This is a genomic window from Bacillus hominis, from assembly GCF_018332515.1.
Taxonomy (GTDB): Bacteria; Bacillota; Bacilli; order Bacillales; family Bacillaceae_G; genus Bacillus_A; species Bacillus_A hominis.
On record NZ_BOQD01000146.1, the window covers coordinates 1 to 11,857 of the forward strand.

11 protein-coding genes are annotated in these 11,857 nt (G+C 36.3%); all 11 read left to right on the plus strand.

The genetic code is table 11. The features are described 5' to 3' along the window. A partial coding sequence (locus KI356_RS15340; protein WP_212935825.1) for an immune inhibitor A domain-containing protein occupies positions 1 to 1,517 on the plus strand: 1,517 nt, incomplete at its 5' end. Between the two features lie 172 nt (positions 1,518 to 1,689). Then, positions 1,690 to 3,057, plus strand: a complete 1,368-nt coding sequence (locus tag KI356_RS15345) for an aldehyde dehydrogenase (RefSeq protein ID WP_212935826.1) — start codon at positions 1,690 to 1,692, stop codon at positions 3,055 to 3,057. A 242-nt stretch (positions 3,058 to 3,299) separates the two neighbouring features. Beyond that, a complete protein-coding gene (potA, locus tag KI356_RS15350; protein ID WP_128282218.1) occupies positions 3,300 to 4,283 on the plus strand; it encodes a spermidine/putrescine ABC transporter ATP-binding protein PotA in 984 nt (327 codons plus the stop codon). Next, complete coding sequence (potB, locus tag KI356_RS15355; RefSeq protein ID WP_002126118.1) at positions 4,280 to 5,128, plus strand: spermidine/putrescine ABC transporter permease PotB; 849 nt, start codon at positions 4,280 to 4,282, stop codon at positions 5,126 to 5,128. The genes potA and potB overlap by 4 nt, the downstream gene beginning before the upstream one ends. A 6-nt stretch (positions 5,129 to 5,134) precedes the next feature. Next, positions 5,135 to 5,935, plus strand: a complete 801-nt coding sequence (gene potC, locus KI356_RS15360; RefSeq protein WP_078173274.1) for a spermidine/putrescine ABC transporter permease PotC — start codon at positions 5,135 to 5,137, stop codon at positions 5,933 to 5,935. Between the two features lie 38 nt (positions 5,936 to 5,973). After that, positions 5,974 to 7,023 carry a spermidine/putrescine ABC transporter substrate-binding protein PotD gene (potD, locus tag KI356_RS15365; protein ID WP_212935827.1) on the plus strand — a complete coding sequence of 350 codons (1,050 nt, stop codon included), beginning with the start codon at positions 5,974 to 5,976 and terminating at the stop codon, positions 7,021 to 7,023. A gap of 60 nt (positions 7,024 to 7,083) precedes the next feature. Continuing rightward, positions 7,084 to 7,731, plus strand: a complete 648-nt coding sequence (locus KI356_RS15370; RefSeq protein ID WP_212935828.1) for a phosphatase PAP2 family protein — start codon at positions 7,084 to 7,086, stop codon at positions 7,729 to 7,731. Between the two features lie 110 nt (positions 7,732 to 7,841). Next, complete coding sequence (locus KI356_RS15375; RefSeq protein WP_128282222.1) at positions 7,842 to 10,034, plus strand: MMPL family transporter; 2,193 nt, start codon at positions 7,842 to 7,844, stop codon at positions 10,032 to 10,034. A 101-nt stretch (positions 10,035 to 10,135) separates the two neighbouring features. Beyond that, positions 10,136 to 10,552 (plus strand): YodN-related protein, encoded by a 417-nt coding sequence (locus tag KI356_RS15380; RefSeq protein ID WP_128282223.1) that lies wholly within the window; start codon positions 10,136 to 10,138, stop codon positions 10,550 to 10,552. 101 nt (positions 10,553 to 10,653) lie between these two features. Continuing rightward, positions 10,654 to 11,577 (plus strand): RluA family pseudouridine synthase, encoded by a 924-nt coding sequence (locus KI356_RS15385; RefSeq protein ID WP_212935829.1) that lies wholly within the window; start codon positions 10,654 to 10,656, stop codon positions 11,575 to 11,577. 90 nt (positions 11,578 to 11,667) lie between these two features. Then, positions 11,668 to 11,857, plus strand: a 190-nt coding sequence (locus KI356_RS15390; protein WP_212935830.1) for a DUF1648 domain-containing protein, incomplete at its 3' end; no start/stop codon positions are given.

Consider the following 11,857-nt stretch of genomic DNA (forward strand, 5'->3'; position numbering starts at 1 on the left):
ATGGTGATGGAAATAAAAATCAACCGGACGGTTTAATTGATCACTTAATGATTATTCATGCGGGCGTTGGACAAGAAGCTGGCGGGGGGAAATTAGGTGATGATGCAATTTGGTCACATCGCTGGACAGTTGGACCAAATCCATTCCCAATCGCAGGTACACAAGCGAAAGTTCCATATTGGGGCGGAAAGATGGCAGCATTCGACTACACAATTGAACCAGAAGATGGCGCAGTTGGTGTATTCGCACATGAATACGGCCATGATTTAGGTCTTCCAGATGAGTATGATACACAATATAGCGGTCAGGGTGAGCCGGTTGAAGCTTGGTCTATTATGAGTGGCGGTAGCTGGGCTGGTAAAATTGCAGGAACAACACCTACAAGTCTTTCACCACAAAATAAAGAGTTTTTCCAAAAAACAATCGGTGGTAACTGGGCGAATATCGTAGAAGTAGATTACGAGAAATTAAATAAAGGTATCGGTCTAGCAACATACTTAGACCAAAGTGTTACGAAGTCAGATCGTCCAGGTCTGATTCGTGTTAACTTACCAGATAAAGAGGTAAAAGGAATTCAGCCTGCATTTGGTAAACAGTATTACTACAGCACAAAAGGTGATGACCTTCATACAACGATGGAAACGCCACTATTCGATTTAACGAAAGCAACGACTGCAAAATTCGATTATAAGTCATTGTATGAAATCGAAGCAGAGTACGATTTCCTTGAAGTACACGCTGTAACAGAAGATGGACAAAAAACGTTGATTGAAAGAATTGGTGAGAAAGCAAATAGTGGAAATGCAGCTACGACAAATGGAAAATGGGTTGATAAATCATATGATTTAAGTCAATTCAAAGGTAAGAAAGTGAAACTAGTATTTGAATATATTACAGACGGTGGATTGGCGTTAAATGGATTTACACTTGATAATGCGTCACTAACTGTAGATGGAAATGTTGCATTCTCTGATGACGCAGAAGGTACACCACAATTCAAATTGGACGGTTTCGTTGTATCTAACGGAATGGATAAGAAAAAGCATAACTACTATGTAGAGTGGAGAAACTATGCGGGTTCAGATAACGCATTGAAATTTGCTCGCGGTCCAGTATATAACACTGGTATGGTTGTATGGTATGCGGATTCAGCTTACACAGATAACTGGGTTGGCATACATCCAGGACATGGTTTCCTTGGTGTAGTTGACTCTCACCCAGAAGCAATTGCAGGAACTTTAAATGGCAAACCAACATTTAAAAGTAGTACGCGATTCCAAATTGCTGATTCGGCGTTCTCATTCGACAAAACGCCAGCTTGGAAAGTTGTATCTCCAACGCGTGGAACATTCGTATACGATGGATTACCAGGAGTACCGAAGTTTGATGACTCTAAAAAGTATATTAATGAGCAAATTCCAGATGCAGGACGTATTTTACCGCAGCTTGGTCTGAAGTTTGAAGTAGTAGGACAAGCTGATGATAACTCTGCAGGTGCTGTTCGTTTATATCGTTAATACAGTAAAACTACCGAGAGATTTTCTTTCGGTAGTTTTTTTTGTGAGCAATGAATTTTATATAAAGGGAAAAGTTATATATAATGTAACTTTAAGAATAGAAATTTGTTACATATGAAGTCTATATAAATAATGAAAGAATTGGATAAAAATAGTGGGAGAAGGTGAATGAATGAGTGTTTCTTCTATTGTAAATAAACAAAAGGGATATTTTTTTAAAGGGCATACGAGAAGCATAGAAACAAGAAAAAATAATTTGAGGAAGCTTTATGATGGAATTCAGCGTTTTGAAGAAGAGATATTTCAAGCTTTGAAATTAGATTTGAATAAATCAGTTCACGAATCATTTACAACAGAAATTGGATATGTATTAAAAGAAATTTCTTTTCAATTGAAACATATTTCATCGTGGAGTAAACCGAAGCGTGTTCGAACAGCGCTCACTCATTTTGGGTCAAAGGGAAGAGTAATACCAGAACCGTATGGTGTGACGCTTATTATTGCACCGTGGAACTATCCGTTTCAATTAGCAATTGCACCACTTGTAGGAGCATTGGCAGCTGGCAATACAGTCGTTTTAAAGCCGTCAGAATTAACGCCTAACGTTTCAAAAGTTCTTATGAGAATGTTAGATGAATTATTCCAAGAAGAGCTTGTAGCGGTAGTAGAGGGTGGTATTGAAGAGAGTACAGCTTTGCTGAGGGAACCATTTGATTATATTTTCTTTACTGGTAGTGTGGGTGTTGGAAAAGTTGTGATGGAAGCAGCAGCGAAAAAATTAACGCCTCTTACGTTAGAACTTGGTGGTAAAAGCCCATGTATTGTACATAAAGATGCAAAAATAGATGTAACCGCAAGACGTATCGTTTGGGGCAAGTTTTTGAATGCTGGTCAGACGTGTGTAGCGCCTGATTATATGTATGTCCATTCTTCCGTAAAAGAACAGTTAATCGAGGCATTACGACATGAAATTACGGAGCAGTACGGGGAAAACCCGCTGAACAATGAAAGTTACGTACGAATTGTGAGTGAGCGTCATTTTGAACGGTTATGTACATTTTTGAAAGATGGTAAAACCGTAATCGGTGGGAATTATAAAAAAGAAACGTTGCATATTGAACCGACAGTAGTAACAGACATTACATGGCAAGATGCGGTTATGGAAGATGAAATTTTTGGTCCGATTTTACCAATTGTAGAGTATGACAACATAGAAGAGGTAATTGACACAATTCAGCAACATCCGAAGCCGTTAGCGTTATATGTATTTTCTGAAGATAAAGAAATGCAAAAGAAAGTGACGAGTAATATTTCATATGGCGGAGGCTGTATTAATGATGTTGTGTATCATCTTGCAACGCCATATTTGCCTTTTGGGGGCGTCGGAAGTAGTGGATTAGGTAGTTATCATGGGGAAGAAAGTTTTCGGACTTTTTCACATTATAAAAGCATTTTAGCCCAATCTACGGCATTCGATATGAAAATTCGTTATTCTTCTACAAAAAGTGCTTTAAAATTCATACGAAAGTTGTTAAAATGATGATGGTGTTTATCAGTAGGCGTAGCCGTATGATAATAGCCCCTTCGCAATGGAAGGGGTTTTTCTGTTCGACGTTATGTATCATGCGAAAATGAATCAAACATACTACATAAAGAATAGAAGCGAACGCTTGTTAAATAACCATTTTTGTTTGGATCGAAACAAAAAATAGTCTATAGAACATAAATAAATATTTATTCATGAATATAAAAATTAAAATTTAAGGTAGATAGGACGGGAAAATGAAAAAGATTATTAAAGTTGAAGCAGTAGAAAAACATTTTGGAAATCAAGTGATTATCCCCCCTCTTTCTTTAGATATTAAAGAAGGAGAATTTTTAACAATTTTAGGACCGAGTGGTTGCGGGAAAACGACTTTACTTCGTATGATTGCAGGATTTGAAACGCCAACTAAAGGGAATCTTTTATTAGATGATGAAAAGATTAACGATTTGCCGCCATACAAGCGTCATATGAATTTAGTGTTCCAACATTACGCACTATTCCCACATATGAATGTTGAAAAAAATATTTGTTTCGGTATGAAAATGCAAAAAGTATCAGCAGCAGAACAGAAAGAACGTGCGGAAGAGGCAATGCGTTTAACGCAGTTACTGGAGTTCCGTAATCGTAAACCTACGAAGCTTTCTGGTGGACAGCAGCAGCGTGTAGCAATTGCAAGAGCAATTGTAAACAACCCACGTGTATTACTATTAGATGAGCCACTTGGAGCGCTTGACTTTAAGTTAAGAAAAGATTTGCAACGTGAATTGAAAAACTTACAACGTAATTTAGGAATTACGTTCATATATGTAACGCACGATCAAGAAGAAGCGATGAGTATGAGTGATCGTATTGTCGTTATGAATAAAGGGCATATCGAACAAGTCGGCACGCCTAAAGAAATTTACAATCAACCGAAAACATTGTTTGTTGCGACGTTCATCGGTGAAAATAATATCGTGAAAAATGGGGAAAACTACGTAGCAGTTCGCCCTGAAAATGTAAAAGTTCGCTCGGTTGAAGAGCCGATTTTAAAAGAATACCACCTTGGGCATATTGAAGATATTGAATTTGTTGGAAATATGGAAAAGCTATATGTACGTGAGGAGAAAACAGCAGAATTACTAATGGCATACCAAACTGCTGAAGAAGCAACGCAGTGGAGCATTGGAGATAATGTATATGTAGGCTGGGAGCAAGAGGACGAGGTGACCTTAAATTGAAGAAAGGGAAATTACTCGCATTACCTACAGTCGTATGGCTGTTACTCTTCTTCCTAATTCCACTTCTGTTCGTATTAGCATTTGCCTTCATGCAGCGCGGAGCATACGGGACAGTGGAGATGAAATTTACATTAGATAACATAGCGCGTGTGTTTGATCCATTATATATGGGGACGTTATGGGAAACAGTGAAGATAGCTGTTATTACTACAGTGCTATGTTTATTAATCGGTTATCCATTTGCCTATACAATTACAATTGTTGATCGTAAATATCGTTCCATCCTTTTATTATTGGCAACGATCCCGTTCTGGATTAACTTTCTTGTTCGTTCATACGCATGGATTGTTATTTTACGTTCACAAGGACTTGTAAACACATTGCTATTGAAACTAGGTATTATTAGTGAACCTTTAAATCTTTTATATAATACACCTTCTGTAATACTCGGAATGGTATATTCTTTATTACCATTTATGATTTTACCAGTGTATGCAGCAATTGAGCAGCTTGATAAGCGTAAGCTAGAGGCAGCTTATGATTTAGGAGCAACACCAGTAAAGGCATTTTGGAATGTAACAGTACCGATGACGATGTCAGGGATTACTACTGGTTCTATTTTAGTATTCGTTTCTTCTATCGGAATGTTTGTTGTATCAGACGTTATGGGTGGATCGAAAGTAGCATTAATCGGAAACGTAATTCAAAACCAATTCTTAGGCTCACGTGACTGGCCGTTTGGTTCCGCGTTATCTATGATTGTTGTTCTATTCTCTGTTCTGTTAATTTACTTATATTATCGTGCAACGAAAGTATATAAATATGATGGAAACGGAGGGGAATAGGCAAAAATGAAGAAGTTTTTAGTTTCTTATTCTTGGTTAATCTTATTGTTTTTGTATTTTCCAATGATGGTTTTAATGGTATATTCCTTCAACGATTCTCGCATTAATGCAGAATGGGAGGGCTTTACACTCCATTGGTATACAGATTTATTTCAAAAACAAGATGTTATTGATGCGTTTGTAAATAGTATTACGATTGCTCTTATAACGACAATTGTGACGACAGTTCTTGGTGTGATTTTTGCTATTGCATTACACCGTTACAAATATCGTTTTGAAGGGGCCATTAACGGTCTTGTATATTTACCAATTTTAATTCCTGATATTTTAATGGGATTATCTTTACTTATCCTATTTAGTCAATTAGGTATGGAACTTGGAAAAACAACAATTATTATTGCACACATTACATTCAGTATTTCATTTGTTGTTGTTATTTTAGCGGCACGTCTTTCTGGCATGGGACGTGATTTAGAAGAGGCTGCAAACGATTTAGGAGCAACGCCGTGGCAAACGTTTCGGTATGTAACGTTTCCAGCAATTGCACCAGGAGTTATTTCAGCCGCATTATTAACATTCACATTATCAATTGATGATTTTGTAATTAGTTTCTTCGTATCAGGACCAGGATCAACAACATTGCCATTATACATTTACAGTATGGTTAAGCGCGGAGTATCACCTGAAATTAATGCCCTGTCTACAATTTTAATTGTCGTTATCGTAGGATTAATGGTTCTATCAGAAGTCTTCCGTAACAAAGGTGCAGATGGTGAAGAAAACTCTGGAGGACACCTTCCTTTATAATACGAATGATATAGAAAGAACGAGGAGGTAATAAACCGATGAAATTAGTGAAGAGATTAGCTGGTATAGCGATTAGCTTCAGTCTTGCTGCAGTTGTACTTGCTGGTTGTGGTGAGAAAAAAGAAGAATTAAACATTTATAGCTGGGCTGACAATTTTGATGAGCAAGTTTTAAAAGATTTTGAAAAGAAATATAACGTGAAAATTAACTATGATAAATATGCAAGTAATGAAGAAATGCTTGCGAAATTACAAGCTGGTGGCGCAACATATGATTTGATTCAACCGTCTGATTACATGGTGAAAACGATGGCAAAGATGGACTTGTTAGAGCCTTTAGATAAGAAGAACATCCCGAATATCGAGAATCTTGTTTCTAATTTCAAAACACCTGCGTTTGATCCAGAGAATAAGTATTCTTTAGTATATACTTGGGGTGTAACAGGAATTGCATACAATAAAAAGTATGTGAAAGAAACACCTACAAGCTGGAATGATTTATGGAACGAGAAATATAAAGGACATGTTACTTTATTAAACGATTCTCGTGAAGTATTAGGAATGGGACTTAAGAAAAATGGTTTCTCTAATAGCACGAAAGAGGATGCACAGTTAAAGACAGCGTCAAATGATTTACAGAAGTTACTTCCAAACTTATTAGCATTCGATACAGATAATATTAAACAAAAATTCATTACAGAAGATGCTTGGATCGGGACAGTTTGGTCTGGAGACGCAGCATTCATCGCGAAAGATAATAAAGATGTAGGATACGTTGTACCAAAAGAAGGCGGCACAATTTGGGCTGATACGTTAGCGATTCCAAAAGGTGCGAAACATAAAGAACTTGCAGAGAAGTTTATGAACTACTTATTAGATGAAAAAGTAAGTGTGAAAAACTACGAGTCGATTGGTTACAGTAATCCAAATGAAAAAGCTTATCCTCTTCATAGTAAAGAATATCGTGATAATCACATGATCTTCTTAACAAAAGAAGAATTAGATCGTACAGAATGGCTTGTTGATGTAGACGATAAGTTAAAAGACTACGATCGCTACTGGACAGAGCTGAAAACAAAAGGTAAATAAGTAAGAAAATGCGGTTTCTAACGTAGAAATCGCATTTTTTCATAAGTAGGAGGAAATCGTTTGAAGAAGAAGTTACATCGATATGAGTTCATGTGTATGATTTTATTACTTGCTTTATTCGGCATTATCGCTTGGAGAGTACAAGCAAGCGGAGTTACAGCAGTGGATACATATGTCCGAGAGATGGTAAAAGGATTACAAACAGAAAGCTCAATTACATTCTTCACATATTTTACAAAGTTAGGATCTGCAATTGGAGTTGTAACGACACTAATTATAAGTTTGCTCGTTTTTTGGAAAAAGCGTTATTATGCTGCTATGATTGTGTATCCAATGGCTATATTAACGACACACCTTGTTAATAAGGGAATAAAAGAAATTGTAAAAAGAGACCGCCCATCATTAAATGAGGCACTTGATGCACTTGGGTATAGCTTCCCGAGTGGACATGCAATGCTATCTATTATAACATTTGGTTTTCTTGCCTATATCATTGCTGCGAATTTGAAAAGTATAGCTGGAAAATGTGGTATTACGATTTCGATGGGCATATTAATTATATTGATTGGATTAAGTAGAGTTATTTTAAATGTTCATTACCCGACTGATATTTTAGCTGGTTACTGCGCAGGTGGCATTTTGTTAATCATAGCAATTTATTGTCATCGTTTACTTACCGAGAGATTGGGACTTAATAAAGAGAGATAGAAAAACGTCTAGAAAAACTAGTATTATAGTTGTTCTAGACGTTTTTTGTTTATGGGGAGATGTGATACAGTATAAATGACAAGTGAATTATATAAAGTAGGTGAAAATGTGTGAAGACAAATGTACATAAAATTGATAAGTGGGGGAAGTTAGGAACTTTTTTGTATCAATTTCGTTATACAGTAATCGTAGCATTACTACTACTTGCGATAGTGCTCGGTATTTTTGCTCCAAAACTTCCGGGAGTATTGGGCGGTGATGGTTTCCAAACAGAAGGGGATTATCAAAAGACAAAAGAAATTTTAGATAAAGATTTTAAGCAGTCTCAAGATACACTTTTACTCGTTTTTGAGAAGGAAAAGGATACTTCGCATGAGGATTTCCAAAAGCGTATAGAGGGGATAATAAATCAAATTCAAGAGAAGGAAACATACGAATCTTTCCATCATCCAATGCAAAATAAAGAGATGTTACAAGATGATATCGGTTATGCGACGATTTTATTTTCCGGGAAAACAAATAAAGAACGAATGGAAAAGACATTACAATTCGCCGAAAAAATCGAGAAGGAAAGTAATAGCATATTAAAAGTAACACCGACAGGATATCCGAAAATTAATCAAGAGATTAATGAAAGAACGCAAAATGATTTAAAAGTAGCAGAGATGATTGGATTACCTATTGCTTTTCTCGTACTATTATTCTCATTTGGTAGTCTGCTTGCGTCTATTTTACCGATTGTAAATGGCGCACTTAGTGTAATTAGTACGATGGGGATTTTATATTTTATAGGTAGTGATAAAGAGCTATCTATTTTCGTGTTAAATGTCGCGCCGATGATTGGGCTCGCATTATCAATTGATTTCGCACTGTTATTTGTAAATCGTTTTCGAGAGGAAGTTGCAAGGAGAACAGTGAAAGAAGCGATAGCGATTACGTATCAAACGGCAGGGCGTGCTATCGTATTTTCAGGGTTATGCGTATTCGTCGGTTTATCAGGCTTATTTTTCTTTAAGATAGATTATATTCAGTCCGTCGCTATTAGTGGGATGATTGTTGTAATTATGAGTATTTTATTTTCGCTCACACTTCTTCCGGCATTATTATCTTTAATTGGTAAACGAATATTAAAAAAGAATCAAGTAGCACATACGCCGGCAAAGGCGTGGCGTAAATTTGCACAATTTGTAATGAAACATCCAATCGCAATGATTGTTGTTGTTACAACGTTTATTGTTATTTGTTTATTACCGCTACGTACGGCTAACTTGCAGTTTCCTGGTGTTGAAGCGTTACCTGAAAAGAGTGATACGAGAGTTGCATTTGAGAAGTATGAAGAAGCCTTTAATAAAACTGTCAAAACACACGCTGATGTTACATTAGTAGTAGAGACGAAGAAAGATATAACAGAAAAAGAAAGTTTACAAAAGATAGAAGCTGTTGTTCAAAAGTTAAAAGATGATAAGCAAGTATATAAGGTGAAAAGCGTATATGACGGGCTAAATGGAATGAAAGCAGATCAAGTTGCTGGAATATTACAGTCGCCAGAAGCCGCGAAAGTAGCTCCTGTATTTGAAGCGTATACGAAAGGAAATAAAACAACAATGGAAGTCTTTTTGGATACGAAGCCAAGTACAGAAACTGCAAAACAATGGGTTCGTGATTTCAAAAAGAATTATAAAGAAAATGATGTTACTTATTATTTAGGCGGTATGACAACGTTCCAGCAAGAGTTAGAAGATGAAATTAAAGATAAAGTTGCAATTGGTATGTCTGTTATATTTGGATCAACCTTTGTCATTTTATTATTCGCATTCCGCTCTATACTCATTCCAATTAAAGCTATTATTATGAACGTACTTAGTTTAAGTGCAACAATTGGAATTGTTATTTGGTTATTTGAAGGTGGTCATTTCGGATTAGAAGAGAGTTCGGTTTTATTTGTATTACCAATCTTTATTTTCGGCCTCGTATTTGGGCTTAGCATGGATTATGAAGTATTTCTTATTTCACGTATTCATGAGCTATACGAAGAAACAGGAGATAACAATCAAGCAACGCTAGAAGGACTTGTATCGACAAGTAGAATTATTACGTCAGCTGCTTTAATTATGATTGTTGTTACCGGTGCGTTCGCCTTTACTGATATTTTACCAGTAAAGCAGATGGGGCTTGGGGTTGCATTAGCAATATTTCTTGATGCAACAATTATCCGTCTTATGCTCGTACCAAGTTTAATGAAATTGTTTGGTGATTGGAACTGGTGGCTACCGTTTCGAAAGAAAAGAGAAAAATCATCGTAAAAAATGCTCATCTATAAGATGAGTATTTTTTTATGAATAGCGAGGCCTATATTTTGCAAATAGTATGTGATAAGAACAATACATACAAGTAGGTGAAGGCAATGTTTCGTTATTTTAAGTTTAAGCTAAATGATACAGTACAGTTTGCAGAAAAAGATGGGCATTTGTATCGCATTGTCGGTTATCGGTTAGAAAAAGGGTTTTACCCAAAAGATGAATGGACTCATATTATTTATGAACTACTTAGAGAATTTGATGGGTATACGATGGATGCGGAGGAAGAGGAACTTGTAAAAGTCATTCAAGTAGAGGATGAGTATTACAAAATACAAGAAGTATCGGGGTATCGTTATCCAGTAAAAATGAAGCAAAAGCAGCAAGTTATGAAAGGAGAGAAAATAGACGACTTATTAGATACGTACAACGACTATAAACGATTGGCGGATTTCTTTAAAGATTTATCTTATGAACAAAAAGCTGAAGAATTATTGCAGGAAATGAAAAGACTTAGAGCGTGAGGGGGACAGTCCACTATAAGACTGTCCTCTATTTTTGGCTGTGCATCAAAGTGTGTTTTCCGTTACAATGAGAGAATCAATAGAAATAAGGTGATTATAGTATGGAAACAAAGAAAAAGGGCGAATGGTGCGAAATTACGGTTCCAGCGATGTGGAATGGTATAAGTATTGAGTCGTTGTTAAAAGTAGAATGGGAAATACCGAAAAAGTTATTACACCAGCTTCGTATGGAAAAAGGTGTTACGGTTAACGGAGAACAGAGGAGATGGAATGAACTTTTAAAAGAAGGAGATAAGTTACAAGTTCATATGTTTATGGAGGAGGAGTACGGCGTAGAGCCGGAATATGGTGAATTAAATGTAGTGTATGAAGACGATCACGTACTCGTTGTAAATAAGCCCGAGCAAATGGATACACATCCTTCTGAAAAAAATGGGACGGGAACACTTGCCAATCTTGTTGCTTTTCATTTTCAAATGCAAGGTTTAGAGACGAAAGTTCGTCATATCCATAGGTTAGATAAAGATACGACAGGTGGTGTTGTATTCGCAAAACATAGAATTGCGGGTGCAGTTATGGATCGTTTACTAATGGAACGGAAAATTAAAAGAACGTATACGGCACTTGTTGAAGGAAAAGTAAAAAAGAAGCAGGGGACAATTGATGCAGCTATCGGAAGAGATCGACATCATGCTACAAGGCGCCGCGTTTCTCCAAAGGGAGACCAAGCTATAACGTATTATAAAGTAGAGAAATATTTTAAAAAACAAAATGCGACGCTCGTAACGTTACAGTTAGAAACCGGTAGAACGCATCAAATTCGCGTTCATATGAGCTATAATGGAAATCCCTTAGTTGGGGATGTATTATATGGTGGGCAAACAAAATATATGTCCGGGCAAGCGTTACATGCGATGAAGATTAATTTTTTGCATCCGATTACGAAAGAAGAGATCGTGGTTGACATACCTTTCCCTACAAATTTAAACGATACAATGAAAAAATTTGAAAGAGAAAATGGGTAAAGTGTAAGTTTAAAGTTGAAAAGGTAGATTTTTGCAGGGATTTCTCTAAAAGAGGCGAAGCCATTAAGAGAAAAGAGAGGTGAGAATTACTTGCTCAAATATAAATATATACTAGGGATATTTTTCGCTTGTCTTTTACTTACTCTATGTATTTATCCATATTTACCAACTCGTATGGCAGTGCATTGGAACGAGAATGGTGGAGTGAACGAGTTTATGAGTAAACAAGTTGTCGTATTATTTATCCCTGTCCTTATTATTATTTTACATGGATTAGTAT

Bases quoted from the DNA above. Each gene is read 5' to 3' on its own strand.
- KI356_RS15385 (WP_212935829.1), top strand. From the start codon at position 10,654: ATGGAAACAAAGAAAAAGGGCGAATGGTGCGAAATTACGGTTCCAGCG.
- potD (WP_212935827.1), top strand. From the start codon at position 5,974: ATGAAATTAGTGAAGAGATTAGCTGGTATAGCGATTAGCTTCAGTCTT.
- potA (WP_128282218.1), top strand. From the start codon at position 3,300: ATGAAAAAGATTATTAAAGTTGAAGCAGTAGAAAAACATTTTGGAAAT.
- KI356_RS15345 (WP_212935826.1), top strand. From the start codon at position 1,690: ATGAGTGTTTCTTCTATTGTAAATAAACAAAAGGGATATTTTTTTAAA.
- potC (WP_078173274.1), top strand. From the start codon at position 5,135: ATGAAGAAGTTTTTAGTTTCTTATTCTTGGTTAATCTTATTGTTTTTG.
- KI356_RS15380 (WP_128282223.1), top strand. From the start codon at position 10,136: ATGTTTCGTTATTTTAAGTTTAAGCTAAATGATACAGTACAGTTTGCA.